We start from the raw sequence: 25,763 nt of genomic DNA on the forward strand, positions 1-25,763 counted from the left end.
AAGTGCGGACGGTACGCACTTCAAAGAAGCCTGGGCCTAAGACCGTTAAGGTGTTGCCACACCAGCGGTCTAAGCCCAAGCCTTGTAACTGAGTTGGTAGCGTAGCGTTCTGAGTAAAATGCCGTTGCCACCATTAGCGTCAACTAGAAGGGCTCGCCGTGAGGTGGGCCCTTTTTCTTTGTACCGCAACACTAGGGATGATTCGAGTAACGAATCACTTAATTCACTGCTATTTTTAGCCTCTAAATAGAGGCTTGAAAAGATGGCAGCAAGCGAACGCAAGCGGGGACGTCCCAAAAACCCGCAAACGACGAAAAAGGTTGAGCCTGGTTTGCCGCCAGACGCCTATGCGTGCTTGGAGCGACTTGCAGACATGGGATATGGCTCAACGCCGACCGATGTGGCGCGATACCTCATTCTTCGAGAAATTGACGATCTTAAGCGTACCGGCGTGCTCAAGGTCGGATCATAAGCCTCCACAGCACGCACTGCCCCGGCCCTATCGTTGAGACCGTAACGCCCTTGTCCCTCTGGCCTCTGAGGGCAACCCCTACACGCTTTGTCATGAGGCGTAGGAGCTTGGCGTCATGCCGGTCTAGGGCTCGCTCTAGGACGAGCTGAGTGGCAATGTCCCGGCTCGTCAGCGGCTCTGTCGCCTTCCTCAAGATGCCGAGAATTAAGCGAGTCATTTCCCCGCGCTTTGACCAGTCTTCCGGTGGGCGGAAGGCCTTTGGCTTGATTGAAGCTATCTCATAATCTGGATCGAACATGAGGAGCGTTGCGTCTAGTCGCTCCAGATCCAAGATCATCTTACGTAGTTCAATCTGTGTGCGCTCGATGTCGCCCGAAAGCTCGGCGCGCTTCTTCGCTAAGGCTGTAATGACGTGAGGTTCTGCCATTTGCGACTCGTGCTAGGGGATACTTTTTTACATTCATTGCAGAGGCCCCAATGGTACGCAGACCACGCACAGCATTCGGATTTTCTCAACCGCGTTCGTCTAAGCCAAGCGATCCACCCGCGCCGCGCAACTACGCCTATGAAGACGTGATTTGCGGGGCAATAAATGACCGTCTGCGAATTACGTTCACCTACAAGAACGAAGTACGTCTATTCGATCCTCACGCTGTGTTCCCTACCTCAACAGGCAAGATCTGTGTTGCAGGGAATGAAGTCCGCAACCTTAGTGATCCTATGGACCAGTTAGGACCGCACGATTTCGAGATTGGGCGCATGTCCGGGCTTAGCGTCACCGACACGAGCTTCACTCCCGACTCCAGATTCAACCGCTCGCACGCCAAGTACCGTTTCGGTATCATCTGCTCTGTCTAGGTACGACAGAAGCGATTTCAATTCGGCGATTGCGATTTCTATGGCCGTGTCCGCGTCTAGAGTCTTGAAGGCGTTAAGTGCACCCTGAGCGTAATAGCGAATTTGCTCAGGGTGCGGGGAAAGCTTTACGAGCATGCTCGGTTCTCCTTGAGAAAGGTTATCCTCAAGGCACTGACGTAGCTACGAATTACTTGGTGCTTTTGCTACGCAATGCCGAGCATCTCTTCCACTTCGAGCGGCGGCAGAATGGACGGCAAGCGCGCAGCCAGCATCGACTTGCCGGAGCCCGGTGGCCCTACCATTAGGAGATTATGCCCGCCGGCCGCGGCGATTTCCAACGCACGCTTGGCGCTCTCCTGCCCTTTGATATCGCGCAGATCAGGCAACAACTCGTTGTTCGCCTCGACATTAGGCTTTGGCCGCGACAGGGTCTGAAGGCCTTTGAAGTGATTGACCAGTGAAAGCAGATGCGGTGGCGCCAGCAGCGTAAAATCCTCGCCTGCCCAGGCTGCCTCCGCCCCGCATCCCGCTGGACAGATCAACCCCTTACCCAGCGCATTCGCACCGATCGCAGCGGGCAGGCCGCCCGGCACATCACGGATAGATCCATCAAGCGCAAGCTCTCCGATTGCAGCAAAATCCGCTATCGCATCCGGCGCTATCGCGCCCATGGCCGCCATCAGTGCTAGGGCAATGGGCAAATCGAAGTGGCTGCCTTCCTTGGGCAGATCGGCGGGAGCCAGATTGATTGTGAGATGCTTGTAAGGAAGCCCCAACCCCACGGCATGCAAGGCATTGCGGACCCGCTCACGGCTTTCCGCAACCGCCTTGTCCGGCAATCCAACGATGGCAAATGCGGGGGCTCCGGGCGTGATCCGAACCTGCACCTCAACGGCACGCGCCTCGATCCCCACGAACGCCAACGTCGAAATCTGCGCGTACATCTGAGCCCCCGATCCGTACACTCACGATCAAAGGAGCCTAACGCACCGCATACGCCATTTCAAGAACATAAGAGGAACAAGAAGTGGGTTTTCACTGCCCGATATTCACCCGCGCCTCGATCGCGTCCCAAATCTTCGCCGAGATGTCTGGGCCGCCCAACGCCTGAATGTGCCGGATACCCGTTGGCGACGTGACATTGATCTCAGTGAGATAAGGCCCGATCACATCGATGCCGGTGAACAACAACCCGCGCCGCTTCAGCTCCGGCCCGAGCCGCGCGCAGATCTCAAGGTCACGCTCTGTAAGGTCCACCGCCGCGGGCTTGCCGCCAACATGCAGGTTCGAGCGTGTCTCACCTTCCGCAGGAATACGGTTGACGACACCCGCCGGCTCACCATCCACCAAGATGATCCGTTTATCGCCGCCACTAACCTCCGGCCGGAACTCTTGCACCATGAAGGGCTCGCGAAAAACCGTCTGAAAGAGTTCAACGAGAGAACCGATATTGGAGTCGTCCGGCTTCAACCGGAAAACAGAAGCCCCGCCGTTGCCGTACAGCGGCTTGACGATGATGTCCTTATACTGACGCCGAAACGCGAGAACATCGTCGAGCTGCCGCGTAATCATCGTCGGCGGCATGAGATCAAGGAAATCGAGAACGAAAATCTTCTCCGGTGCATTGCGTACATGCGCAGGATCGTTGACCACCAACGTCTGCGGATGGATGCGCTCCAACAGATGCGTCGTCGTGATGTAGGCCATGTCGAATGGCGGATCCTGGCGCAACAGCACCACGTCTTGCCCGCGCAGATCCTCGGTGCGCGGATCTTCCAGGTGATAGTGCGCACCTGCCTTGTCTTGAACTTTGAGACTCGCACCGCGCGCTATGAGCTTATCGCCGTGCAGCGACAGGCTCTGTGGCGTATAATAAAAAAGTTCGTACCCGCGCCGTTGCGCCTCGATCAGGATCGCGAAAGTGGAATCGCCGGCAATATCGATCCGCTCAATCGGATCCATCTGGCAAGCAATTTTCAAGGACATCGGCGGCTTCCTCATTGAAGCAGGGAGGGAACGGGAAAATTCCCGGGGTATTTGCGCGACACAAGAAGGGCACCAGCCACGGGCTTGTCAATCATCAGTATTTTCGTACTGACAGTTCACCGAAGCTCATGATCCGATAAACCATTCTGAATATGCAGCGGCCATCGCCACGGCACGAGAAACACCACGTCAAAACCTACATCGTGATTCTCAAACGATCGCCGTTTGCTGAGCCAGAGTTCTGCGGCTCGTCGCACCCGCTGTCGCTGCCGCAGCTGAATAGACGCTTGCGCAGCGCCCACGTTCCGCCGCTGTTTCACTTCAACGAATGCAAGACGACGTCCACGAACCGCGATGAGATCAATCTCCCCACCCGCTGTTCGCACACGGCGGCCCAGCACTCTGTATCCCTTGAACATCAGCCAAGTTGCGGCCACGCGCTCCGCCATCAAACCACTGAAATACCGACGTCGCCTTTGACGTTTCCAGCGCCTAGCCTCCGCGTCATCCGCCATCTTGCGCTCGCTTCATAGCCAGTCCGAGATCATAGACGCGCGCCTTCGCCACCTTCAACTCACTGGCGATCAAACGCGCGGCATCACGCAAGCTAAGGTCTGCGAGAGCCGCCTTCAGCCGTTCCTCGATATCGGTATCCGCAATCTCTTCGGTAACCGGCGGCCCGACAAGAATGACGATTTCCCCTTTGACCGTCTCACCATCGTAAGCAACGGCAAGTTCGGACAGAGGCCCGCGCACGAAATCCTCATTGAGCTTGGTCAACTCCCGCGCGACGACTCCGGCACGTGGCCCGAGACAGGCACTGAGATCGGAAAGGCTTTCCGCAAGTCGCGTTGGCGCTTCAAAAAAGATCAATGTCGCCGGGACCTGCGCCAGGGCCTCAATCCGCCCCCGCCGCGCATCCTTCCGTGTCGGCAAAAACCCCGCAAACAAGAATGTATCCGTGGGGAGACCCGCTGCCGTTAAAGCCGTGAGCGGCGCAGACGCGCCCGGAATACTAATGACCGCATGCCCCTCGGCAATGACGTCACGCACGAGCTTGTAACCCGGATCTGAGATCAACGGCGTTCCCGCGTCGCTGATCAGCGCAACCCGGTCCCCGTGTGCGAGTGCCGCGAGAATATGCGGACGCTCTTTCTCGGCGTTGTGCTCATGATAGGACCGCAACGGCGCCTTGATCGCGAAGTGGCTAAGCAACGTACCACTGTGGCGCTTGTCCTCGGCATAAATGACATCGGCCTTCGCCAGTACGGCGAGCGCCCGCAAACTGATATCGGAAAGATTGCCGATCGGCGTCGCCACGAGGTAGAGCCCTGCCTCTGTAACCTTGGAGAAGGCCCGCTCCAGCTCAGTCACGACACGCGGCGCGACAAGGTCCAAACCGCCGTCGTGGCGAGTCGACTCACGGCCGGAAGTGCCTCTTTCGGGATTAACCTTCAAGCGCGTCACGTTGGAAAAACCTTCCTATGCTCAAGCGTACGGCTGTTTCCCAAGAGCATCATGTTCACCAAGTATTGGTTTCAACAGCGAATTGGGCAACGTGTAGCCAAATTTGCTGCATAGTGACAGGAAAGGACTTCCGACGCGTGCTATCACCGTCTATCCAGGGTTGCATTGGCGGCTGCGAGCGATTCGGGGCGCCAAACTGGGGCGCCCTTGGCCAATCCGGATTGCCGCGGTCCTTGGCCAAGCCTGCTACTCGCGGAGATCGAATACAATATGATGAAGGCCGTCGCAGCGAGCTTCATACAAAAAATCGGAGCACTATGGCTCCGAATCCGGCCCGCCGGCATACTATCAATTCTCGGTCTGAGCGCGCTCTCGCTGGGGCTAGCCGCGTGCGCGACGAATTTGGGCGGCCCCGGACTGACCACGCCCAATCAAGCGACCGAAGCCGCCGCGCTAGGCCCTTCCGGCAAAAGCCACCGTCCCGTTAAAATCGCCATGTTGCTCCCACTCGGCGGCTTCAGCCAATCCGCCGCCGTCGCCAAGAGCATGAAACAAGCAGGCGAAATGGCCCTGTTCGAGTTGGATAACCCAGCCATCCAGCTGATTGCAAAGGATGACAAAGGCACGCCCGAAGGTGCGCGCGCCGCAGCACAGCAAGCCATCGATGAAGGCGCCGAAATCATCCTCGGCCCATTATTCTCGAGCGCCGTAACCGGCGCTGCGTCGGTGGCACGCACAGCCAACGTGCCAATCATCGCGTTCTCGAACGATCGCAAGGTCGCTGGAAACGGCGTCTACCTTCTGAGCTACCTTCCCGAGTCTGAAGTCGAGCGCATAGTTACCTACACAATCTCAAAGGGTAAGCGCCGTTTCGCCGCTCTCATCCCTAACGGAACCTATGGCGCAGCGATAGAAAATTCGTTTCGTAGTACTGTGACGCGTTCGGGCGGAACCATCGTCGCACTGGAGCGCTACGAACCCGGCGCAAATCAGATGCTCGAACCCGCACGACGCGTATTCGATATCATCAAGCAGGCTGGGCAAATGGGCTCACCTGTCGAAGCGTTGTTCCTCCCCGGAGGGCAAGAAACCCTTCCGAGCCTAGGCCCGCAGATCGCCTATGCTGGCCTCGATACATCTCGGATCAAGATCATTGGAACAGGCGCGTGGGAGTTCCCCAACATCGGGCGAGATCAAGCGTTTGTTGGCGGATGGTACCCGAACCCCGACCCGCGCGGCTGGCGGGAGTTCTCAGAACGCTTTGCACGCAACTTTGGACAGGCGCCGCCACGGCTGGCGAGCCTCGCCTATGACGCGATGAGCTTGGCGATTACGCTATCGTCCAATCCGTCCGCCAACCGCTATTCTCCAGCTGCCATAACGCGGGCCTCTGGTTTCAACGGCGTCGACGGCATCGTCCGCTTTACGCCAGACGGATTGTCCTCGCGCGGGCTCGCAGTCCTCGAAGTTCAAAAGTTCGGCTCCTCCGTGGTCGATCCCGCGCCCGGCGGTCCCACAACACCGCTTACGACCGGAGGCCTTTCCCCTCAGCAGCAGAAAGAGTCGCCTTGGGCAATCCCAGGGACCGGCGCTTACTGACCATCCGACACCTAGTCTAGTTGCCTAACCCTCCGAGCTTAGCTAGGAAACAACAAAGCCGTATGCGTTCACCGCCACCGGATCAAACCTCCGGATCGAAGACCAACATCAACGGCTAAAACAAGGCGCGGTGCGCATGCTCGCAGTATTGGCCATCGTAGCCCCCGTGTTTGGGCTCATCATCCTAGGCTACCTCTCTGGCCGTTTGGCTTGGCTTTCCCCGGCGGCTGAAAAGGGGGTCGCCGAGTTTGCCTTTTCCTTGGCGATTCCCGCCCTCCTATTCAAAACCGTAGCGACAGCCGAGTTCGCCGATCTGTCCGTTGTCGGTGTGTGGGGAAGCTACTTTGGCACGGTAGGCATCATTTGGCTCCTCGCCGCTCTCACCACAACGCGCATCCTGCATCGCCCGGCGCAGGACGGCCCATCGATTGCCATATCATCAGCCTTCGGCAATCTGCTCATGCTCGGCCTGCCGCTTACGATGGCCACGTACGGGAATGCCGCGACCGCCACCATCGCCCTGATTTTATCCATCCACGCGCCAACACTCTGGCTGACGGCAACGCTTCACGCTGGACTGGTGGACCGCGAAGCGAACCAATCAGCCCGCGATCTCATTTCGAACCTCGTGAGGGATCTCAGCCGCAACCCCATTATCATAGCCATTGCTCTCGGCGCGTTGTGGCGCGTAACCACCCTCACACTGCCTGCGCCTATTCTCACGATGTTGACCTTGCTTGCGCAATCAGGCGTCGCCGCAGCACTGATCGCACTCGGCCTGTCTCTCGTGAAAGCCGAAATCAAAGGCCAAGCGCCGACCCTGTCATCGATTGTGCTGCTGAAGCTGATCGCCATGCCGACGATCGCTTACCTGCTGGCGTCTCAGGTATTCCAGTTGAGCCCCGTTTCGCAGGGTGTCATCACGATCTTTGCGTCCGTACCGACGGGCGCCAACGCGTTTCTGTTCGCCTCCAAAAGCGGCCGGGCCATCAACTCAGCCTCGGGCGCAATCGCATTGGGCACAGTCCTGTCGGCCGTAACGATCTCGATCTTGCTGGCTATAATTCAGCACTAACGCGGGAACACACCCGCCGCATCCAAGACGGATGCCGTGTGTGCAAGTTTGCGGATGGCCGTCCTCAGACGTTCCTGCGCGTCTGTATCGTTCAGACTGCCGTCTTCCGCGAAAGCGGTATTTGCGCGCGGCAACATGAACTGATCCGGCAGCACAAGAGCGCCAAGCCCCAACTCTAGCACCGGGCGCACGCTATGAAGGCCACGTAGTCCACCCGTACCGCCCGATGATGCGGACACCAGTAGAAACACGCGTGTCTTAAAGACCTTCGCCGTCCCATCATTCTCTCGGATGCGGCTCACCCAATCCAAGGTGTTCTTCAACAGCGGCGTGATGGAGGAATTATACTCGGGGCACGCGATCATAATTCCGTTGTGCTGCTCAAACAGCTTCTTAAGCCGCTTGGCATTTTCCGGTTGCCCGGAGTCCAGTTCGAGATCACCGTTGTAGAGCGGCATATCGTAGTCGGCGAGATCGACGAACGTTGCGTCGATGCCATCCGACGAAGCGATCGTCGCGCCGAGACGAGCGAGCTTCTTGTTGAACGAAGCACTCCGTGTTGAGCCGGCGAAAAAAAGCAATTTCGCCTGATTGCCCATCAGCCCGCCTTACCGTCGAAGAACTCTTTCACGCGCGCAAAAAAGCCGTGGCTCTCTGGGCTCGTCTCATCGCCGCTTTGCGCTCTGAACTCTTCAAGCAGCTCACGCTGCCGGCGGGTCAAATTCTTTGGCGTTTCGACCTCAACCTGAATGTACATGTCGCCCATCACCTTGGAACGTAGGACGGACATCCCTTCTCCCTTAAGCCGGAACTGCTTACCGCTTTCCGTTCCTTCGGGGATTTTGACCCGCTTCTTGCTGCCAGCAACTGTTGGAACTTCGATTTGACCGCCAAGAGCCGCAGTCGTCATAGAGATGGGAACGCGACAGAAGATGTCCGCGCCGTCGCGCTGGAAAAAAGCATGCGGAGTGATGGAAAGGAAAATGTAGAGATCACCCGAAGGCCCGCCGCGCAATCCAGCTTCACCTTCTCCGGCTAGACGAATGCGCGTACCATCTTCAACGCCGGCTGGAATATTGACCGACAGCGTACGCTCCTTCGTGGTGCGTCCTGAGCCGCCGCAGCTCGTACACGGATCCTGAATAATCTCGCCACGTCCGTGGCACGACGGGCACGTCCGCTCAATCGTGAAAAAGCCTTGGCTGGCGCGCACTTTGCCGAGCCCTGCGCAGGTCGGGCACGCCACGGGTTTCGTATTCGGCTTGGCTCCTGTGCCGGAGCATGTTTCGCAAGCCACGCTCGTCGGCACGCGGATCTCAGCCGTCTTGCCCGTATAGGCTTCGCTAAGGCTAATCTCCATGTTGTAGCGAAGATCGGCACCGCGCTCACGGCCCGTACGGCTGCGAGGACCACCACCGCCCCGACGCCCTCCCATGAACTCTCCGAACAAATCGTCGAAGATGTCCGACATGGACGAAGCAAAATCCGGCCCAAAGCCACCGCCCGGACCACCCCGGCCACCCATGCTGCCATCGAAGGCTGCGTGTCCGAACTGATCGTAAGCAGCCCGTTTCTGTGGATCCTTCAGAACCTCATAGGCGGTGTTGATTTCCTTGAAACGAAGCTCGGCGTCTTCATCTGCGTTGGCATCAGGGTGATATTTCTTCGCCAGCTTGCGAAAAGCCGACTTGATTTCCTGATCCTGTGCTCCGCGCTGCACGCCCAAGATGTCGTAAAAGTCGCGCTTGCTCATTTCAGCGCGCGTCCTTCTTCGCTGCGAGCCAGACAATCATAGAAGATCTCCCATCCCACACGGTACGCGTCTCCGCGCATTGCACACCCCGCATGAACCTACGCCTATGACCGCAAGTGCTCCATGAAAATATCCTCACTGGCATAGCGGACCGGACCAATGCGGCTCATCCTCTACCACCAGTTCGCCCTGTGTGGCGAAAACCCCTTCCGGCAACTCGGATCCGGATAACGCGATCAATGTCCCCGTGCATAACCAACGGACACTGTCACTGATTCGCGGACCTAGCGCGCCGCCCCGTGACGTACTGGTGCGCGAAAGAGACTTTCGCGCACCAGTGGACTTGAGATTAAGCCGACTTCTTGTCGTCGTTGATCTCTTCGAAATCAGCATCAACGACGTCGTCGCGGCCTTCCGAGGAAGCCTGGGCACCTCCCTCAGCCCCATCACCGGCAGCAGGTCCGCCAGCCGCCGTATCACCGCCTTGGCCGGCGTAAACGGCTTCACCGATCTTCATCGACGCCTGCGTGAGAGCTGCCACAGCGGTAGTGATCGCTTCCACGTCGTCCTTACCCATCGCTTCCTTAGCGGACGCAATAGCAGCCTCGACCTCGCCCTTGACGGCATCGACCTTCGGATTGTCCTTGTTATCCTCCAGTGACTTCTCGACCTGGTGAATCAAGGCTTCAGCTTGGTTGCGGGTCTCAACAAGCTCGCGCCGCTTCTTGTCTTCAGCAGCGTGCGCCTCTGCGTCCTTCACCATCTGATCAATCTCGGTGTCGGACAGACCGCCAGACGCCTGGATGCGGATCGATTGCTCTTTGCTTGTCGCCTTATCCTTGGCGGACACGTGCACAATACCGTTCGCATCGATATCGAAGGTCACCTCGACCTGCGGCACACCACGAGGTGCGGGAGGAATACCGACGAGATCGAACTGACCGAGCAGCTTGTTGTCGGCGGCCATTTCGCGCTCGCCCTGAGATACGCGGATGGTAACCGCGCTCTGACCATCCTCTGCTGTCGAAAAGACCTGGCTCTTCTTCGTCGGAATGGTCGTATTGCGGTCGATGAGGCGCGTAAACACACCACCCAAGGTCTCGATACCGAGCGACAATGGCGTAACGTCAAGCAACAGGACGTCCTTGACGTCGCCCTTGAGAACACCGGCCTGAATAGCGGCACCGACAGCCACAACCTCGTCTGGGTTGACACCCTTGTGCGGCTCTTTGCCGAACAGTTCTTTAACGACCTGCTGCACGCGCGGCATACGGGTCATACCGCCAACGAGAACCACCTCATTGATGTCAGCCGCTTTGAGCCCTGCGTCCTTCAAAGCCGCTTCGCACGGCCCCTTGGTACGCGAAATCAGATCGTTGACGAGGCTTTCGAGCTTGGCGCGCGTCATCTTCATCGTCAGGTGCTTCGGTCCGGACTGGTCGGCCGTGATGAACGGCAAGTTGACCTCGGTCTGGGACGAGGACGACAGCTCGATCTTTGCCTTTTCCGCAGCTTCCTTCAAACGCTGCAGAGCCAGCTTGTCACCACGAAGATCGATGCCGCTCTCTTTCTTGAACTCATCGGCGAAATAGCTAACGAGCTTCATGTCGAAGTCTTCACCACCGAGGAAGGTGTCGCCGTTGGTGGACTTGACCTCGAAAACACCGTCACCGATTTCCAGGATCGAAATATCGAACGTACCACCGCCGAGGTCGTAGACCGCGATCGTGCTGGAATCGTTTGTCTTCTCAAGACCATAAGCGAGCGCTGCCGCCGTCGGTTCGTTGATGATGCGCAGAACTTCAAGGCCTGCGATCTTACCCGCATCCTTGGTTGCCTGACGTTGCGCATCGTTGAAGTAAGCCGGAACGGTAATAACCGCCTGCTCCACCTTCTCGCCAAGCTTCGCTTCGGCGGTCTCCTTCATTTTCTGAAGGATGAATGCGGAAACCTGTTGCGGGGAATATTTCTGACCGTTGGCCTCAACCCAGGCATCGCCATTTGGGCCTTCAACGATCTTGTAGGGAACAAGCTTCTTGTCCTTCTCGACAAGCGGATCATCGTAACGACGACCTACAAGGCGCTTGATCGCAAAGAACGTATTCAGTGGATTCGTTACGGCTTGGCGCTTGGCTGGCAGACCCACGAGCTTTTCACCATCGTCAGTAAACGCGACGATGGACGGCGTCGTGTTGGCGCCTTCCGCATTATCCAAAACTCTCGGCTTTCCGCCTTCCATGACGGCGACGCACGAGTTGGTCGTACCGAGATCAATGCCGATGACTTTAGCCATAGTCTAATTTCCTTCTTAATTCGGCAGACCGTTAAGGCCCAGAGACTGGCGCCTTTGCTGTCCAGCACTGGGGCTTGGGTGCTGATTGCCCAAACCACCGTGCGGTCGGACACGGTCCCCTGGAGTTCACGGATCAGCTTGGCGTTATATAAGCAGGGCTTTTCCGGGTGCAACTGTGCGCGCTAACGCGAACGTGATCCGGAAGTGAAATATTTCCCCTCCCAAGCCTCAACTTGGCGGGGTCGTGTCGCAGGTAGGTCCCATGCTCAGAGGTTTCCGTCATATTCGCGGCTATTTCAAGGACCCTCAGCAACTCGAACTTCTCGAGGAAATCCGCCGAATCATCGCCCAGGCCCCGCTTTTCAGCCCCGCTATGCCGAGAACCGGCAAACCATTTTCCGTACAAATGACCAACGCAGGCGCCTTGGGCTGGGTCTCTGACATTTCAGGCTACCGGTATCAGGACCGACATCCCGAGACGGCCGAGCCATGGCCGCCCTTACCCGCGACACTGCGCGCGTTATGGCGAGACGTGGCCGATTGGCCAGGTGATCCTGAAGCTTGTCTGATTAACTACTACGGTCAGGGAACCCGTATGGGCAGTCATGTCGATCGTGATGAGAGCGATTTTTCTGCCCCCGTCGTATCCGTCTCCCTCGGTGATGACGCAATTTTCCACGTCGGAGGACTTCGTAGGTCGGATCCCAAAACGCGCATTGTCTTAAGTTCCGGAGACGTGGCGGTCCTCGGTGGTTCGGCCCGCAAGGCTTACCACGGGATCGACAGGATCATCCCGGGATCGTCCGATCTGCTGACGGAGGGCGGCCGCTTCAATCTGACCCTGCGCCGCGTCACCACATATCAAAATCCCGTGCCCGATCTTGACCGAACCCGCGGGACTTAAGAAAAACTATCTGTCGTCCCACTACGTAATGATGCCGCCTTTAGTTGTATGGTAGGTGGTAGCTCCGACCGTCAGGCGGGCTCTACCCGGAGACAATATGCTGCGCCAAATCCGTGATTTCCTGGGCATCATCGGCCTAGCAATCGGCTTTGCTTTCCTCTTTCAGGCGACCGCTTTCGCAACATACTTCATTCCGTCCGAAAGCATGCTGCCGACGTTGCAGGTCGGCGATCGGCTGACCGTCTCCAAATACGCATACGGCTGGAGCAGATACTCGCTGCCCTATGACTTGAAGCTTCCCGTAAGCCTCACCGGCCGGATCTTTGGCCACCAGCCCAAGCATGGTGACATCGTCGTATTTATGCACCCGACGTCAGGTGAACGCATGATTAAGCGTCTTGTGGGATTACCCGGCGACCGCATCGCGATGGTGAATGGCGAACTGGTGCTGAATGGCCAGCCCGTGCCGCGCCGCCACCTGAGGACCTACCGTTATCGCGAATACGAAGGGCGCATCGTTGAGGTCGATGAGTTCGAGGAAACCCTCATTCCTGGAGATAGCCACAAGGTTCTACAGCGGACCCGTTATATGCCCGGCCGAAATATGGCTGAGGTCACCGTACCGCCGGACCACTATTTTATGCTGGGTGACAACCGCGACAACTCTTCGGACAGCCGATTCCCGCAGATGGGTATGGTGCCAGCTGAAAATCTCATCGGTCGAGCAGAAGTTATCCTCTACAGCTTCTATTCGTGCACTGAGGAAAGCGGAGTCACATGCGCCGATCGCCGTTTTGTCACCCTGCTCGAATAGGGGGCGGGCTCGAAGCCAAAAAAGAGCGCTGACGCAACTACGCCAGCGCTCCTGAATTATAACCCAACTCAAGTTTAGTGATCAGCGATCCGGCTCATCCTCATCCGATGGGCTTGCCTCATTCGCAGGCCCTTCCGGCTGATCGGACGTCCCGGATCTCTGCGTCGCCTCGACCGATGCGGGCGCAGCTTTGGGACCACCTTTCGCAACCACAACCATGGCCGGACGCAAAACGCGGTCACCAATCATGTAGCCCTGCTGGAAAACCTGCAGAACCGTACCAGCAGGCACAGAAGTATCCTCCTGCTCCATCATCGCCTGGTGCTTGTGAGGATCAAACGGCTCGCCCTTCGGGTCGACTCGGACCACACCATGTTTTTCCAGAACATTCAGGAACTCGCGCTCCGTCATGGTTACGCCATCGAGCAAGCTTTTCAGCACCGGATTGTCCGACAGCGCCTCCTCAGGAACAGACAAAATGGCCCGCTCGAAGTTATCCGCGACCGCTACAGTGTCGCGCGCAAACTTTGCGATGGCGTATTTCGACGTCTCCTCGCGCTCACGCTCCAGACGCTTGTGTAGGTTCTGAATTTCGGCATGCGCACGAACCAGCCGGTCCGTGAGATCCGCCTTCTGCGCGTTTAGTTCATCGAGTTTCGTAGCGAGAGCACTAACGTCTTCCAGCGGTGCGCCTTCTTTTCCTGGAGCAGACTGCGCACCCTCTGCCATCTCCTCCGCAGCCGTTGATACGTCCGGCGACCTGCCGTTAGTCGCGCCGTTATCGGTTTGACTAGGCTTTTTCGTTTCTTCGGCCATCTTCTCTCCACTTAGCAAGTGCCGCAATCAGCGGTCCGCGCCGCAAGACTCTGCGTCGCGCTACCACTGTGCGTTTCCAACGCTTTCGATATCAGGGCGTTCGCCGCCAGATCAAGTGAGCAAGCGGCTAACCAGCTTTGCCGTGTAGTCCACCATAGGAATGATACGGGCATAGTTAAGCCGGGTGGGGCCAATTATCCCAATAACACCGACAATTCTGCGCTGTTCATCGTGAAATGGCGCCACCACCAGCGACGAACCGGACAAGGAGAACAGCTTATTCTCCGAGCCTATGAAAATCTTCACCCCTTCCGCCGTCTCTGCGAGCCCAAGGAGTTGCAGCAACTCACGTTTCGCCTCCAGGTCATCGAACAACTGACGGATACGCTCAAGGTCCTCCTCCGCAGAAACATCTTTCAGAAGGTTGGACTGGCCGCGCACAATAAGGCTCTGGCGGTCGTCATGGGCTCCAGACCACTCCGCAAGCCCCGCCTTGATGACCCGTTGCGTCAGTTTGTCCAACTGCGCGCGCGCCGTCGTTAACTCGTGCTCGATCAGCAATTGCGCCTCCGAAATGGTCTTTCCCATGACGTGCGCATTCAAATAGTTCGCCGCTTCGCTAAGAGCCGAGGAAGGCAAGCCCGGCGGCAGCTCGATAATCCGATTTTCGACGCGGCCGCCCTCATCCACAAGGATGACAAGCGCTTTGCGCGGATCCAACGGAACAAACTCGATGTGCTTAAGCCGGATCGTCTGCTTGTCGGCAAGAACAACGCCAGCGCAATGCGACAAGCCCGAAATCATCTCGCTGGCTTCGTGCAGCACCTGATCGAAGTTGCCTTGGTGGCGAATGCTGAGCTGACCTTCAATGGCACGCCGCTCCTCGGCATTGAGGTCCCCAACCTCCAGCAAACCATCAACGAAAAGCCGCAAACCGGATTGCGTCGGCAGCCGACCTGCCGAAGTGTGCGGCGATACGATGAGGCCTAAATGTTCGAGGTCCGACATGACGTTGCGGATCGATGCCGGCGACAACGTCATCGGAAGCACACGTGACAGGTTGCGCGAGCCTACCGGCTCTCCGGTCGACAAATAAGTTTCAACAATTTGACGAAGGACGGTACGCGATCGTTCATTCAACTCCGCGATTTCAGTAATCCGCTGCATTGCTCGTGCCTGGCTCAAGGGGGCATTGGGGCCAAAAATGTAAGGACTATTCTCGCCCCGCCGGAAAAGTCCGCCCGCCCGATAAGTATTGGTAAACCAACGGCTCTTCGTCAAATGTCCTCGCAAACATCTCAGACGATACCATTTCCGAGCCTATTTCATATTGAACACACCGCGCCCCTCTTCTAGGGTCCGGCGCGGATCGGCCGTTCCAGGAGTGTCCTGGCACGCTCCACCGAAATATCCCGCAGTCCCTAAAACAAACAGGCCGAGCTTCTTCATGCGCCCATCAAAACGCCAGCCCGACGAGCTACGACGCGTCTCCATCGAACGCGCCGTTTCCCTGCATGCCGAAGGCTCCTGCCTGATCAAGTTCGGCAACACCCATGTCCTCTGCACGGCATCTCTGGAGGAACGTGTTCCCCCCTGGCTCAAGGGCCAGCAGCGCGGCTGGATCACCGCCGAATACTCGATGTTGCCTCGTGCCACGCACGAACGCACGCGCCGTGAAGTCACGAAAGGCTATCCATCTGGCCGCACACAGGAAATACAGCGCTTAATCGGTCGCGCCCTGCGCGCTGTCGTCGATCTGCCACGTCTTGGCGAGCGTCAGATTACTGTCGATTGCGACGTTATCCAGGCCGACGGCGGCACCCGCACGGCAGCTATCACCGGCGCATGGGTTGCTCTTTACGAGTGCATCCAGTGGATGAAACTGCGCGACATGGTCAAAGACGATGTTCTGCGCGACCAGGTCGCAGCCGTCTCGTGTGGCATATACGGTACGACACCGGTCCTCGACCTCGATTACGCGGAAGACTCGAATGCGGAGGCCGACGCCAACTTCGTCATGACGGGCGCGGGTGGTATCGTTGAGGTGCAGGGTACCGCCGAAACAGTCCCGTTCAGCCAGGAAAGCTTCGACGAGCTTATGGCTCTTGCCAGAAAGGGCATCGGCGAACTCCTGCAATTGCAAAAGCTCACCGTTAGCTGATGGCTTAAGTGTCCTTGACCGAGCAGAACCAAACACATTCATCTATCGACGGCGTTCTCGAAACCGTTCTTTACGCCGACGACCTCGACCGGGCGGAAGCCTTCTATTCCGGCCTCCTTGGCCTCAAACTTCAAGCCAAGGAGGAAGGGCGTCACTTGTTTTATCGCTGCGGCAACCAGATGCTGTTGGTGTTTAACCCCACTGTAACGGCGAACCCAGCGCCCGACGCCCATATACCGGTTCCACCGCACGGCGCGCATGGTCCCGGTCACATCTGTTTCCCCGCCAGCCGCGACACTCTTATGGCGTGGAAAGAGAAGCTGAAAGCAAACGGCGTAGAGATCGAAACGGAATTCGAATGGCCGCAGGGAGGCCATTCCATCTACTTCCGCGATCCTGCAGGCAACTGTTTGGAATTCGCCGAGCCCAGGATCTGGGGACTGAAATGAACCATAAGCTGGAACCCGGCACCAAGCTCGTTGTGGCCAGTCACAACCCCGGCAAGGTCTGGGAGATCAAACAGTTGATCATTCCTTATGGCCTAGACGCCATATCCGCCGCCGATTTGAACCTGGAAGAGCCAGAAGAAACAGAAACCACCTTCGTTGGGAATGCCGAACTCAAGGCGCGCCATGCCGCGCGCGCCGCCAATCTTCCCGCGCTCGCAGATGACTCCGGCCTCGAAGTTGAAGCCCTCGACGGCGCTCCTGGCATCTATTCGGCCCGCTGGGCAGGCCCATCAAAAGACTTCGGCGCAGCCATGAAGCGGCTTGCCGATGAGATCTCGGCCCGCACGGGATGGAGCTCCCCCCCTCGGGCCAACTTTACTTGCGCACTCAGCCTGGTCTGGCCAGATGGCACAGCTCAGAATTTTGAGGGAAAGGTTTTTGGCCACTTGGTCTGGCCCGCTCGCGGCGGAAACGGCTTTGGCTATGATCCAATGTTTGTCGCCGACGGTAAGGAACAGACCTTCGGCGAAATGGAGCCAGCCCAGAAATACGCGATCTCCCATCGCACCCGCGCCTTCTCTCTTTTCAAGGAAGCTTGCCTCGAAGGCATTCCATTAGCGCCGCCATCGAAAGCGACGGGCCGCGATTTGGAAGGCTTTGCAGCCGCAGCCCGCAATCTCTCAACGCGCGACGAACTCGTGACCTTTATTGCCAACCTGCGCAAAGATCACGAAACCCACGGAGCAACCTGGGGCACACACACCCTCACCGAGTTTCTGACGGCACTTGAGAAGAGCGTCAGTGCACTCGATAGCGAGGAGGAGGAACCGCGTTGGCGGTATCTAGCCAAAGCCCTGTTCGCAGCAAGCCGCTGATGCCATCCCCAGCGCCCCCCGAAGCTTTGACCGTATCGGACAGCTCGGAGCCCGGCTTTGCCGTATACGTTCATTGGCCGTTTTGCGCTCAGAAGTGCCCTTACTGCGACTTCAACAGCCACGTCCGCTCCGACGGCTGGGACGAAAAGCGCTTTCTCGCAGCGTATCTTCGCGAACTTGATCACACCGCCGCACAAATTGGCTCTCGCAGCGTTGCCAGCGTCTTCTTCGGTGGCGGCACACCATCCTTGATGCAGCCCCAGACACTTGGGGCCATCATCGAACATATCGATCACGTGTGGGGCTTGGCGTCCGGCGCCGAAATCACTCTCGAGGCCAATCCCGGATCGGTAGATGCAGGACGCTTTTCTGGGTACCGCTCTGCAGGCGCCAATCGCGTATCTCTCGGCTTTCAGTCCTTACGTGATCCCGACCTGAAAAGGTTGGGCCGCATCCACACGTCAAGGGAAGCCCTTGCGGCGCTCGACATCGCGCGCGCGAATTTTGAACGCATCTCGTTCGATCTGATTTACGCACGGCCTCAGCAAACCTGCGATGACTGGCGAACCGAACTCAGTGAAGCGTTGGCCCTAGGGCCAACGCACCTGTCGCTCTATCAACTGACCATCGAACCCGGCACCGCTTACGAGAAACTCTATAACGCAGGCAAACTCTCTGTTCCGCCCGCCGAAGCCGCATCCGATCTGTTCGAACTGACCCAGGAATTGACCGAAGCCGCTGGTCTGGCCGCATACGAAACGTCCAACCATGCGAACCCTGGAGAAGAGAGCCGTCACAACCTCGTTTACTGGCGATATGGCGAATATGCTGGCATTGGCCCCGGAGCGCATGGCCGCGTTCTCTCGAACGGCGAGCGATTGGCTACGGCCACGGAACGTCATCCCGAAACCTGGTTGGCTCAGGTCGAAGCCAGCAACCACGGCGTGATCACACAAGAATCAATTAGCGATGCAGAAGCCGCAGACGAAATGCTGATGATGGGATTGCGCCTCACCGAAGGCTTGGATCTCGCGCGGCTTGCGCGCATTTGCGGTGTAAGGCCAAACCCCGAAACGTTACGGCAACTCATTGGGCTCGGAGTGATCGAACGCGACGAAAACGCAGGTCGCGTACGAGCCGTAGGCCGTGGACGCTTTATTCTGAATGAAATAGTTCTACATCTGTCGCGAAGCTTCGTTCCCGTGCGGTTTCCTTGAGAGCCGTCCCACCCTCACAACCGCGTTTGATCTTTCCAGTTTATCCTCAACTCACCGGCATCCATGCTCAAAAGCCTTTACGACTGGACCATGCGGTCCGCCTCGCACAAGCGCGCTCCCGAAGCGTTGTTCGCGGTATCCTTCATCGAAAGCTCGTTCTTTCCCATACCGCCGGATGTCATGCTCATACCGATGGTGTTGGCCGAACGCGCGAAGGCTTGGTGGTTTGCAGCAATCGCAACGATGGGGTCAGTCCTAGGCGGCCTTTTCGGATATCTGATCGGCTACGCGCTATTCGATACAGTCGGCAAACCTCTCCTCGAGTTTTATGGGGCGCTCGACAAATTCGAGACGTTCGCAAGTCAGTACAATGAATACGGCGCGTGGATCGTCTTCGCCTTCGGCGTAACGCCCTTCCCGTACAAGGTAATCACCATCGCCAGCGGCGCCACCGCATTGAATATTGGCGTATTTCTGCTTGCGAGCATTGCCTCCCGCGGATTGCGCTTCTTTGTAGTTGCAGCGCTACTTTATTGGCTGGGGCCAACGGTTCGCGACTTCATCGAAAAGCGACTCGGTCTCGTTTTCACTGTGTTTGTGGTTTGCCTTATCGGTGGCTTCGTAGCGATCCGATATTTGATCTAACGAAAGCGTGCGCGGGAGCAGCATCATGCGTGTCGAACAGCCAAACGTGGTCCAGTCGCCAGCTTACTTCCTCGGTAGCCTCGTGCTGTTCGGCGCCACAGCGATCATCCTCACCGCACTGGCATTTGAGCACATCGGCGGATACGCCCCCTGTCCGCTTTGCCTGCAGCAGCGCTACGCTTACTACGCGGGTATTCCGCTGGCATTCTTCGCCTTGGTAGCCATCAGCGCAGACCTGCGCCGACTAGCTGCAATTCTCTTTCTCGTGATCGCTATCGCGTTCCTCATCAACACTGGTCTTGGTGTCTACCAGTCGGGGGCCGAATGGGGGTGGTGGCCCGGCCCCGACAGCTGTTCTGGTGGCTCCGGCGTTGTCACGAACGCAAAGGACTTGCTGTCCAGCCTCGAGACGACCTCAGTCATACGTTGCGACGAAGCTTCTTGGCGTTTTGCCCAGCTTTCGTTCGCCGGATGGAACGCCGTGCTGTCACTGATTCTCTTCACTTTGGCACTTAAAGCAGCCTTCGCCAGCGTTTATAAATAATAATAATATCATAAACTTAAGTTAGATAAATCCGCAGCCTCCTCGTCTATTGCAACACGTCGCAACGCACGACCGTGGCCCGTTCATCACTTGTCTAGCGAAATAACATCGCTCAGCCAGATTGTGGTCTTTTTGTCGCCGGAATAGCACGATTAATTCTCCCTCATTCGCGGAACACAAAGCGAACTGTTGGTGAGTTTGGAGGCGCGGCGATGTCAGTATTTGTTCCAGCCGCGCAGTCGAAATCGGCCCGACGAATTTGGTCATTAAGTCGCGCGTATCAGCACTTGGCTAACTCGCCGTCCGCGTCCTCACCCAGCTCCGTTCCGCAGCTCAGTGTTCTGCGTAAACCGTCCCCAGTAAGCGTTGCGTATGCGTCGAGTTCTGTTGCGTTGAGTTCGTGTTTGTTGCGTCCCGTTGCGTATGAGTCGAACCACCCTTTGAAGAGCACGTTATCCACCGTGTTCTTGCAATTGAGACGAACTGCTCGGCGAAACAAGTGTTTGCGTAATACCGAGCGGTTCGTCCCCATAAAGAACATTATGAGCCGCAGTTCCGAACTCGACTGACCCTCGCCGGGTTCGGTGACAGTGGCCCACCTTGTAAGCGTTGCGTTTGAGTTGTTGCGTTTTCAGTAACCGGTCGCTGGCCGCGTTTCATAGCCAGCCCCACCCGCGTAGCGTTTAGTCCACATCAGTTCAGCGTGAAGTAGAGGCGTATCGTGACAGAAAACAGTGAGACGTGGCGTCAGATCGGCACTTTGCTGAGTAGCGTAATCGGGGCTCACGTCCCTCCGTCCGATGTCCTGAAGCCAAGGGACCCGCGTACGGACGATGAGTAAAGCGTTGGCGTAACTCGTTCAATGACGGCGCGCATACGGCGCGTCGCTTTGAACACGGCATACGAGGAATTCGAGGTGAGACCGCCCTCTGCAGATCACCTCAATCGGAATGGCAGATACGGCAAATGTCTGAGACTTCATCTCGCAAACGGTATCGCGTTTCAAGGTTCAGCGTAGTGATACTGCTGACACGTGTCGTATCTGCCGACCTCGTTCGTTTCAATTGCACCAGGCTCGCATAAGAGCCAGCAAACGCGTAACCGCTGGAGGCAGCACATGTCCCATGAACACATCAACCCGCTACAGTGGCATCAAGCGATCGGCTATGCCCGGCAATCCTGCGCGCGCATCTTCCGCGATGGCGGAACGCCCGCGGACGCACTCGCAGCTTTCGGGATCACTAAGCCGGCCGGCGAGCAGTTCAGCGATTGGAGTAAAGTCGTTGAGGTGATCGCCGAGGAACTCTGCGCGCATCAGCCCTCCCGACGCGCAGCCTGAGGCCGGATCACCCCCAAACTGTGTCGACGAAAGCGATTAAGGTTCGAGTTCGGAATCCCAATAAAGGTAATCGAGCCAGCTTTCGTGCAGGTAATTGGGCGGAAAACGCCGCCCATTGCGGTGAAGCTCGAAAACCGTCGGCCGATAAGGCTCCTGCATAGGCAGCATGCCTACGTCTTCCGGCAATTCGCTGCCTTTGGCGAGATTGCAAGGAGCACATGCGGTCACGACATTATCCCAGCGCGTGAGACCGCCAAGCGCCCGCGGAATCAGATGGTCGAAGGTCAGATCATCTCGCGCGCCGCAATACTGGCAAGAAAACCGGTCGCGCAGGAAAACGTTAAAACGCGTGAAAGCAGGGTAAAGCGCCGGCTTAACGTACGTCTTCAACGAGACGACGCTCGGCAGCCGCATCTTGAAAGAGGGGCTGGAGACATACCGGTCATATTCTGAGACAATATTGACCCGGTCCAGGAAAACGGCCTTCACGGCCTCCTGCCAACTCCAGAGCGACAAAGGATAGTAGCTCAGGGGCCGGAAGTCGGCATTGAGAACCAGGGCCGGACTGGCGTCCGGTATGCACGCTTCAGCGGTCACGATCCTGTTTCCTGACGGTTACCCGACGAGAATCGGTATCGCACCCCGATCCGGACGAAGGAATACTAAACCTGCATGTCAGCTCTGTGAAGCCGTCACAAACACCCAACCCACCGGCAAATGCCGGCCTCGATGAAACGCTTAGATAGTATTCCGCACAAACTCTTCTATCAGCAGGCGAGCCACTTTAGCGAATCATCCCGGCGTTGCAGATGAAATCTTCTTCATCATTCCGTAGTGTGCCCACAGAAGGCGCGCGGCCACACCGCGCCAGGGGCGCCATCGCTCACTGATGTCCTGAAGTTGAGCCGCGTTAGGACGCGCCTCCAACCCCATCACCAAGCGCACCCCCTCCTGCAGAGCCAGGTCGCCGGCAGCAAACCCATCCCGCCGTCCGAGGCAAAACATGATGTAGATGTCAGCCGACCAGGGACCAAAGCCACGCAGGCCGGTCAGTGCTTTGTGGATATCTTGATCTTGAGCGCCATCAAGCGCAGCCACATCGAACGTCCCATCGAGCACCGCTGTCGCTAACGACCGAATCGTTGCGATTTTCGAACGCGACAGACCAAAGCTGCGCAGTGCGTCGTCATCTAGTCTCATAATCTGCGCAGGATCGAACGGGACAACGCCAGCCTCGACCCGCGACCAGATCGCCGCCGCACTTGAAATAGAGAGCTGCTGGCCGACAACTATACGCACGAGTCCCGTAAAACCGCCGGGGCGACGCCTCAATGGCGGGGTACCAACCACATCATGCACACGCCGCATATGCGGGCACTTACGCCTGAGAGCACGAACGCCTTTGGCAATATCTTCTTCAGTCTCGATGACACCGCGTTCAACTACCTTGCCCAAAACCGCACCTCGACCCGATTCCCAACGCCGCTTAAGTTTCTGTAGTTTGACGCCGACGCATTACATCACAGGCAAATGTCCGAACTTCCCGTTCTCCGCTTCGCCCCCAGCCCAAATGGCTACTTGCATTTAGGTCACGCGCTGTCCGCACGCGTTGGACGCCAGCTAGCGCAAAAGCTTCGCGGAAAGTTCTTAGTTCGTATTGAGGACATCGACCAGGGGCGCACACGCGAAGCTTTCGTGTCGGCGATCTTCGAGGACCTCGAATGGTTGGGTTTAACTTGGGACCCAAGGATACTTCGCCAATCACAGGAAACTCCGATCTACCAGCGCGCAGCCGCACACCTACATAAACTCAACCTTCTCTATCCTTGCTTCGCAACTCGCTCCGAGATCGCGATCACGGCAACCGCCGGAGGGCGCGACCCACAACGCGATCCCGACGGCGCCATCGTTTATCCCGGCCTGCACCGCGGCATGCAACAACAAGAGGTAGAGCGCCGCATTACAGCCGGTGAACAGCCCGCCATGCGCATCCGCATGGATGCCGCCATGGAGCTGGCAACGAAGCGTCTGGGAGGGCGCCCGCTAACCTTCCGAGAACTCCATCCCAACGGTGAAATAGAAACGATTGAAGCCCAGCCGCATCGGTGGGGTGACGCCATCATCCAACGCAAGGACTTTCCAGCCAGCTATCACCTTGCCGTGGTGGTCGATGATGCCAGGCAGGGCATCACACATGTCACGCGCGGTCAGGACCTGTTCGCTGCAACCGACATTCACCGGCTCCTCCAAGTCCTCCTCGATCTCCCTGAACCGATCTATCACCATCATCGCCTCCTCGTGGACGCAAACGGAAATAAACTTTCTAAAAGTTCGGGCGCGCGAAGCTTGCGCGATCTGCGAAACACTGGCTGGACCCCAGCTCAAGTCCTTGAAGCCATCAACGACACTCATCAGAATTCACGCGATTTCCCAGTCAGCAGTCGTTAAATTAACCGTAGTCGCCATATCCAGCTTCAAACAGAACGGCTTGGCGAAGCCGCAAACCGCACCGCTGCCCAAAGGACTAACCCGCTTGAGAACACTCCGACCAACGGCCTCCCCAGCATTCGCGCTGACACTGCTGGCCGCACTAATACTTTCAAGCATCGGTGTGAGAGGTGAAGACGCCCCGCAACCGGACGAAAGCTCGCAAACATTTGCGAGTCGGCTGGTGGACGCCGCGCGTGCACAAATATCGGTGCCCACACTCTACGATCCGACCTACCGAAAAATTCCGTACCCTGCTGGCGATGTCCCCTGGTACATCGGCGTTTGTACCGACGTCATCGTACGCGCCTACCGCGAACTCGGAATCGATCTTCAGGAATTGGTACACACATCCAACGTTGGCTCTGGTGATCGCAACATCGACCACCGTCGTGTCAACGTCTTAGGTAAGTTCTTCGCACGCCGTGGCGTGTCACTCCCTATTACCAAAAACCCAAAAGATTATAGCGCCGGCGATCTCGTCACGTATTACGTGCCTGATGGCACCTTTTCAAAAACGCATATTGCCATAGTCTCAAACCGCGAGAACATAAATGGCGTTCCTCTCGTCATTCACAATCGCGGCTATGGCGTGCAGGAAGAAGACTGGCTTTTCGCGGACAAAATAACTGGGCATTACAGGTTCCAAACAGAACCACACATGGAGAAACGAACCGAAGAGCAGTAATCCCAGAATCCAATCCCCCTGCAAAACGGCATTGATTTCGAAAAATATCGAATTGCGCTTCCTTAAAAGTTGAAATGCGAAAGGCTTAGGCAAGGAATCAGTATAAGTATTTATTAACCAATAAAGCCAATCCTACCAAATCGTTGCGCCGGCATCCTCGTACCGCATTTCCACGCACACACGGAACCTATGCGCCATACATGCATTTTCCAATGCAGGGTTGCATCAGCTCCACCTGGAACTACCGATAGGGAAGTGCAATGGGGAATACATCCTCAAGATCCGTGACCGCGCCAGAGACATACGGCCTATCTGCCCAGATCGCAGAGGCCTTTACCGATGTTTTCGGTCAACTGCGCGCGATCGTCTCTTCCGCCCTCCCAACGCGCGCTAGTCCCTCAGACATTCGCCAACGCGCCCAAAGCCTATTGCAGGCCTGCGGGTGGAAGCGCGCACCTGATACTCCGAGGCTTCAGTTCGACGTTGCAAAGCCCCCCGCCATCGTAATGGACGAGAACGCAGCGACGGAAACCAACCCCTGGGTCGACTTCGATGAAGTCAGCTCAATGGCCACGCAACAGGCCTTGCGGCTTGAGGAGCTCCACACGAGCGCGACCAACTGCCTGGATGCCGCTGACTATGCTCTGCAGCGTCTGAAGCTTGAGCTATCCGCCGTGGCACCCAACCTCGTCGCCGGGCTAGATATGACCCCGCTCCCCTTGAATCGCGCAGCGGTAGCCCTGGCAGCCCCCCCGATACCTCACGGACGGGAACTTGCCACCGGCATCGCCGCCTGATCTGTCGACCACTCGTGAAACAAAAAAGACCCGCCGCGAAAAACGCAGACGGGCCTTTCTTGGAATGACAAGCGAAGCTTGAGTTACTCGGCAGCCGCTTCGCCGCCCTCAGCTGCTGCCTTTGCCGCCTCTTCAGCTTCAAGGCGCGCTTCTTCAGCTGCCTTCAGGCGCTCCTGCGCCTTCTTCTTCGGCTTTGCCTTATCCGGGTTGTTGCGTGCGTCACGCTTCAAGAGCGAGGCCGCATCCAAGAAGCGTGCAACGCGATCCGTCGGCTGCGCACCAACGGACAGCCAGTACTTCACGCGATCCTCGTCGATCTTAACGCGCTCAGCCGAATCTTTCGGAAGCATTGGATTATAAGAACCGATCCGCTCAATATAACGGCCATCGCGAGGCGATGTCGTATTTGCGGCAACGATGAAATAATAAGGCCGCTTTTTCGCACCACCGCGGGCCAATCTCAATTTAACTGCCATCTAAGTCTTCCTTGCTTTGTCGTGTTCGTTGGTTTCGTTGATCTAACA

General features: G+C 57.4%; 28 protein-coding genes and 1 pseudogene. 15 read left to right on the top strand and 14 right to left on the bottom strand.

Annotated features, from left to right (window positions below):
- Nucleotides 1-262 precede the first annotated feature (262 nt).
- Nucleotides 263-472 (top strand): hypothetical protein, encoded by a 210-nt coding sequence (locus tag YBN1229_RS03805; RefSeq protein WP_046476803.1) that lies wholly within the window; start codon nt 263-265, stop codon nt 470-472.
- On the opposite strand, the gene YBN1229_RS03810 is transcribed toward YBN1229_RS03805, so the two are convergent.
- The 6 genes and pseudogenes from YBN1229_RS03810 to rsmI all read right to left on the bottom strand — a co-directional run bounded on the left by YBN1229_RS03810 (nt 456) and on the right by rsmI (nt 4,783).
- The gene (locus YBN1229_RS03810) at nt 456-899 is read right to left on the bottom strand and encodes a hypothetical protein (RefSeq protein WP_046476805.1); all 444 of its coding nucleotides are present in this window, start codon (nt 897-899) and stop codon (nt 456-458) included. The genes YBN1229_RS03805 and YBN1229_RS03810 overlap by 17 nt on opposite strands.
- 302 nt (nt 900-1,201) lie before the next feature.
- On the bottom strand, nt 1,202-1,465 hold the full coding sequence (locus tag YBN1229_RS03815; protein ID WP_046476806.1) for a hypothetical protein: 264 nt from the start codon (nt 1,463-1,465) through the stop codon (nt 1,202-1,204).
- Nucleotides 1,466-1,536: 71 nt separating this feature from the next.
- Nucleotides 1,537-2,274: pseudogene (locus YBN1229_RS03820) on the bottom strand (magnesium chelatase domain-containing protein); the annotation flags it as partial.
- A 91-nt stretch (nt 2,275-2,365) separates the two neighbouring features.
- The gene (gshB, locus tag YBN1229_RS03825; protein ID WP_046476808.1) at nt 2,366-3,316 is read right to left on the bottom strand and encodes a glutathione synthase; all 951 of its coding nucleotides are present in this window, start codon (nt 3,314-3,316) and stop codon (nt 2,366-2,368) included.
- A 116-nt stretch (nt 3,317-3,432) separates the two neighbouring features.
- Nucleotides 3,433-3,831, bottom strand: a complete 399-nt coding sequence (locus tag YBN1229_RS03830; protein WP_046476810.1) for a YraN family protein — start codon at nt 3,829-3,831, stop codon at nt 3,433-3,435.
- Nucleotides 3,821-4,783 (bottom strand): 16S rRNA (cytidine(1402)-2'-O)-methyltransferase, encoded by a 963-nt coding sequence (gene rsmI / locus YBN1229_RS03835; protein ID WP_052743677.1) that lies wholly within the window; start codon nt 4,781-4,783, stop codon nt 3,821-3,823. The genes YBN1229_RS03830 and rsmI overlap by 11 nt, the downstream gene beginning before the upstream one ends.
- A gap of 270 nt (nt 4,784-5,053) precedes the next feature.
- Between rsmI and YBN1229_RS03840 the strand changes: the two genes are divergently transcribed.
- Nucleotides 5,054-6,382, top strand: coding sequence for a penicillin-binding protein activator (locus YBN1229_RS03840; RefSeq protein ID WP_052743678.1), 1,329 nt, complete (start codon nt 5,054-5,056; stop codon nt 6,380-6,382).
- A 136-nt stretch (nt 6,383-6,518) separates the two neighbouring features.
- Complete coding sequence (locus tag YBN1229_RS03845) at nt 6,519-7,457, top strand: AEC family transporter (RefSeq protein ID WP_046476812.1); 939 nt, start codon at nt 6,519-6,521, stop codon at nt 7,455-7,457.
- On the opposite strand, the gene YBN1229_RS03850 is transcribed toward YBN1229_RS03845, so the two are convergent.
- The 3 genes from YBN1229_RS03850 to dnaK all read right to left on the bottom strand — a co-directional run bounded on the left by YBN1229_RS03850 (nt 7,454) and on the right by dnaK (nt 11,503).
- Complete coding sequence (locus YBN1229_RS03850; RefSeq protein ID WP_046476814.1) at nt 7,454-8,056, bottom strand: NADPH-dependent FMN reductase; 603 nt, start codon at nt 8,054-8,056, stop codon at nt 7,454-7,456. The two genes, YBN1229_RS03845 and YBN1229_RS03850, sit on opposite strands and share 4 nt — an antisense overlap.
- On the bottom strand, nt 8,056-9,210 hold the full coding sequence (dnaJ, locus tag YBN1229_RS03855) for a molecular chaperone DnaJ (RefSeq protein WP_046476816.1): 1,155 nt from the start codon (nt 9,208-9,210) through the stop codon (nt 8,056-8,058). The genes YBN1229_RS03850 and dnaJ overlap by 1 nt, the downstream gene beginning before the upstream one ends.
- 349 nt (nt 9,211-9,559) lie before the next feature.
- Nucleotides 9,560-11,503, bottom strand: coding sequence for a molecular chaperone DnaK (gene dnaK, locus YBN1229_RS03860; RefSeq protein WP_046476818.1), 1,944 nt, complete (start codon nt 11,501-11,503; stop codon nt 9,560-9,562).
- 262 nt (nt 11,504-11,765) lie between these two features.
- On the opposite strand from dnaK, the gene YBN1229_RS03865 reads away from it, so the two are divergent.
- Complete coding sequence (locus YBN1229_RS03865) at nt 11,766-12,407, top strand: alpha-ketoglutarate-dependent dioxygenase AlkB family protein (RefSeq protein WP_046476821.1); 642 nt, start codon at nt 11,766-11,768, stop codon at nt 12,405-12,407.
- Between the two features lie 97 nt (nt 12,408-12,504).
- Entirely contained in the window at nt 12,505-13,221 is a 717-nt protein-coding gene (lepB, locus tag YBN1229_RS03870) for a signal peptidase I (RefSeq protein ID WP_046476823.1), read from the top strand.
- An 81-nt stretch (nt 13,222-13,302) separates the two neighbouring features.
- Here the strand turns inward: lepB and grpE are convergent, their stop codons facing one another.
- Nucleotides 13,303-14,037 (bottom strand): nucleotide exchange factor GrpE, encoded by a 735-nt coding sequence (grpE, locus tag YBN1229_RS03875; protein ID WP_052743679.1) that lies wholly within the window; start codon nt 14,035-14,037, stop codon nt 13,303-13,305.
- Nucleotides 14,038-14,148: 111 nt separating this feature from the next.
- Nucleotides 14,149-15,204 carry a heat-inducible transcriptional repressor HrcA gene (gene hrcA / locus YBN1229_RS03880; protein WP_046476825.1) on the bottom strand — a complete coding sequence of 352 codons (1,056 nt, stop codon included), beginning with the start codon at nt 15,202-15,204 and terminating at the stop codon, nt 14,149-14,151.
- A 280-nt stretch (nt 15,205-15,484) separates the two neighbouring features.
- On the opposite strand from hrcA, the gene rph reads away from it, so the two are divergent.
- The 7 genes from rph to YBN1229_RS03920 all read left to right on the top strand — a co-directional run bounded on the left by rph (nt 15,485) and on the right by YBN1229_RS03920 (nt 21,267).
- The gene (gene rph / locus YBN1229_RS03885; protein WP_046476827.1) at nt 15,485-16,198 is read left to right on the top strand and encodes a ribonuclease PH; all 714 of its coding nucleotides are present in this window, start codon (nt 15,485-15,487) and stop codon (nt 16,196-16,198) included.
- Nucleotides 16,199-16,206: 8 nt separating this feature from the next.
- Nucleotides 16,207-16,647 carry a VOC family protein gene (locus YBN1229_RS03890; protein WP_244465002.1) on the top strand — a complete coding sequence of 147 codons (441 nt, stop codon included), beginning with the start codon at nt 16,207-16,209 and terminating at the stop codon, nt 16,645-16,647.
- Nucleotides 16,644-17,522: an RdgB/HAM1 family non-canonical purine NTP pyrophosphatase gene (rdgB, locus tag YBN1229_RS03895; protein ID WP_046476830.1), complete on the top strand. Its 879-nt coding sequence runs from the start codon at nt 16,644-16,646 to the stop codon at nt 17,520-17,522. The genes YBN1229_RS03890 and rdgB overlap by 4 nt, the downstream gene beginning before the upstream one ends.
- Nucleotides 17,522-18,739 (top strand): radical SAM family heme chaperone HemW, encoded by a 1,218-nt coding sequence (hemW, locus tag YBN1229_RS03900; RefSeq protein ID WP_046476832.1) that lies wholly within the window; start codon nt 17,522-17,524, stop codon nt 18,737-18,739. The genes rdgB and hemW overlap by 1 nt, the downstream gene beginning before the upstream one ends.
- Before the next feature lie 63 nt (nt 18,740-18,802).
- Nucleotides 18,803-19,384 carry a YqaA family protein gene (locus tag YBN1229_RS03905; RefSeq protein WP_046476834.1) on the top strand — a complete coding sequence of 194 codons (582 nt, stop codon included), beginning with the start codon at nt 18,803-18,805 and terminating at the stop codon, nt 19,382-19,384.
- A gap of 25 nt (nt 19,385-19,409) precedes the next feature.
- Nucleotides 19,410-19,928, top strand: a complete 519-nt coding sequence (locus tag YBN1229_RS03910; RefSeq protein ID WP_046476836.1) for a disulfide bond formation protein B — start codon at nt 19,410-19,412, stop codon at nt 19,926-19,928.
- Nucleotides 19,929-21,045: 1,117 nt separating this feature from the next.
- On the top strand, nt 21,046-21,267 hold the full coding sequence (locus tag YBN1229_RS03920; RefSeq protein ID WP_046476840.1) for a hypothetical protein: 222 nt from the start codon (nt 21,046-21,048) through the stop codon (nt 21,265-21,267).
- Nucleotides 21,268-21,303: 36 nt separating this feature from the next.
- Here YBN1229_RS03920 and YBN1229_RS03925 read toward each other — a convergent pair whose 3' ends face one another.
- Nucleotides 21,304-21,864 (bottom strand): HNH endonuclease, encoded by a 561-nt coding sequence (locus tag YBN1229_RS03925; protein WP_046476842.1) that lies wholly within the window; start codon nt 21,862-21,864, stop codon nt 21,304-21,306.
- A gap of 195 nt (nt 21,865-22,059) precedes the next feature.
- Complete coding sequence (locus YBN1229_RS03930) at nt 22,060-22,722, bottom strand: DNA-3-methyladenine glycosylase family protein (protein WP_046476843.1); 663 nt, start codon at nt 22,720-22,722, stop codon at nt 22,060-22,062.
- 75 nt (nt 22,723-22,797) lie between these two features.
- On the opposite strand from YBN1229_RS03930, the gene gluQRS reads away from it, so the two are divergent.
- From gluQRS to YBN1229_RS03945, 3 genes are all read left to right on the top strand, one after another.
- The gene (gluQRS, locus tag YBN1229_RS03935) at nt 22,798-23,715 is read left to right on the top strand and encodes a tRNA glutamyl-Q(34) synthetase GluQRS (protein WP_046476846.1); all 918 of its coding nucleotides are present in this window, start codon (nt 22,798-22,800) and stop codon (nt 23,713-23,715) included.
- Nucleotides 23,716-23,800: 85 nt separating this feature from the next.
- On the top strand, nt 23,801-24,442 hold the full coding sequence (locus YBN1229_RS03940; protein WP_197540878.1) for a DUF1287 domain-containing protein: 642 nt from the start codon (nt 23,801-23,803) through the stop codon (nt 24,440-24,442).
- A gap of 260 nt (nt 24,443-24,702) precedes the next feature.
- Nucleotides 24,703-25,239 (top strand): hypothetical protein, encoded by a 537-nt coding sequence (locus YBN1229_RS03945; protein WP_046476848.1) that lies wholly within the window; start codon nt 24,703-24,705, stop codon nt 25,237-25,239.
- Nucleotides 25,240-25,322: 83 nt separating this feature from the next.
- Here YBN1229_RS03945 and rpsP read toward each other — a convergent pair whose 3' ends face one another.
- The gene (gene rpsP, locus YBN1229_RS03950) at nt 25,323-25,715 is read right to left on the bottom strand and encodes a 30S ribosomal protein S16 (protein ID WP_046476850.1); all 393 of its coding nucleotides are present in this window, start codon (nt 25,713-25,715) and stop codon (nt 25,323-25,325) included.
- Between the last annotated feature and the right edge of the window lie 48 nt (nt 25,716-25,763).

It is taken from the genome of Candidatus Filomicrobium marinum (assembly GCF_000981545.1).
Classification (GTDB): Bacteria; Pseudomonadota; Alphaproteobacteria; order Rhizobiales; family Hyphomicrobiaceae; genus Filomicrobium; species Filomicrobium insigne.

Excerpts from the sequence above, each read along its gene's own strand:
- gshB (WP_046476808.1), bottom strand. The coding sequence starts at position 3,316 with ATGTCCTTGAAAATTGCTTGCCAGATGGATCCGATTGAGCGGATCGAT.
- gluQRS (WP_046476846.1), top strand. The coding sequence starts at position 22,798 with ATGTCCGAACTTCCCGTTCTCCGCTTCGCCCCCAGCCCAAATGGCTAC.
- YBN1229_RS03805 (WP_046476803.1), top strand. The coding sequence starts at position 263 with ATGGCAGCAAGCGAACGCAAGCGGGGACGTCCCAAAAACCCGCAAACG.
- YBN1229_RS03815 (WP_046476806.1), bottom strand. The coding sequence starts at position 1,465 with ATGCTCGTAAAGCTTTCCCCGCACCCTGAGCAAATTCGCTATTACGCT.
- YBN1229_RS03920 (WP_046476840.1), top strand. The coding sequence starts at position 21,046 with ATGTCCCATGAACACATCAACCCGCTACAGTGGCATCAAGCGATCGGC.
- rdgB (WP_046476830.1), top strand. The coding sequence starts at position 16,644 with ATGAACCATAAGCTGGAACCCGGCACCAAGCTCGTTGTGGCCAGTCAC.
- YBN1229_RS03830 (WP_046476810.1), bottom strand. The coding sequence starts at position 3,831 with ATGGCGGATGACGCGGAGGCTAGGCGCTGGAAACGTCAAAGGCGACGT.
- YBN1229_RS03945 (WP_046476848.1), top strand. The coding sequence starts at position 24,703 with ATGGGGAATACATCCTCAAGATCCGTGACCGCGCCAGAGACATACGGC.
- dnaJ (WP_046476816.1), bottom strand. The coding sequence starts at position 9,210 with ATGAGCAAGCGCGACTTTTACGACATCTTGGGCGTGCAGCGCGGAGCA.
- YBN1229_RS03910 (WP_046476836.1), top strand. The coding sequence starts at position 19,410 with ATGCGTGTCGAACAGCCAAACGTGGTCCAGTCGCCAGCTTACTTCCTC.
- YBN1229_RS03845 (WP_046476812.1), top strand. The coding sequence starts at position 6,519 with ATGCTCGCAGTATTGGCCATCGTAGCCCCCGTGTTTGGGCTCATCATC.
- YBN1229_RS03810 (WP_046476805.1), bottom strand. The coding sequence starts at position 899 with ATGGCAGAACCTCACGTCATTACAGCCTTAGCGAAGAAGCGCGCCGAG.
- rph (WP_046476827.1), top strand. The coding sequence starts at position 15,485 with ATGCGCCCATCAAAACGCCAGCCCGACGAGCTACGACGCGTCTCCATC.
- grpE (WP_052743679.1), bottom strand. The coding sequence starts at position 14,037 with ATGGCCGAAGAAACGAAAAAGCCTAGTCAAACCGATAACGGCGCGACT.
- rpsP (WP_046476850.1), bottom strand. The coding sequence starts at position 25,715 with ATGGCAGTTAAATTGAGATTGGCCCGCGGTGGTGCGAAAAAGCGGCCT.
- lepB (WP_046476823.1), top strand. The coding sequence starts at position 12,505 with ATGCTGCGCCAAATCCGTGATTTCCTGGGCATCATCGGCCTAGCAATC.
- dnaK (WP_046476818.1), bottom strand. The coding sequence starts at position 11,503 with ATGGCTAAAGTCATCGGCATTGATCTCGGTACGACCAACTCGTGCGTC.
- YBN1229_RS03905 (WP_046476834.1), top strand. The coding sequence starts at position 18,803 with ATGCTCAAAAGCCTTTACGACTGGACCATGCGGTCCGCCTCGCACAAG.
- YBN1229_RS03865 (WP_046476821.1), top strand. The coding sequence starts at position 11,766 with ATGCTCAGAGGTTTCCGTCATATTCGCGGCTATTTCAAGGACCCTCAG.
- YBN1229_RS03840 (WP_052743678.1), top strand. The coding sequence starts at position 5,054 with ATGATGAAGGCCGTCGCAGCGAGCTTCATACAAAAAATCGGAGCACTA.
- YBN1229_RS03850 (WP_046476814.1), bottom strand. The coding sequence starts at position 8,056 with ATGGGCAATCAGGCGAAATTGCTTTTTTTCGCCGGCTCAACACGGAGT.
- hemW (WP_046476832.1), top strand. The coding sequence starts at position 17,522 with ATGCCATCCCCAGCGCCCCCCGAAGCTTTGACCGTATCGGACAGCTCG.
- hrcA (WP_046476825.1), bottom strand. The coding sequence starts at position 15,204 with ATGCAGCGGATTACTGAAATCGCGGAGTTGAATGAACGATCGCGTACC.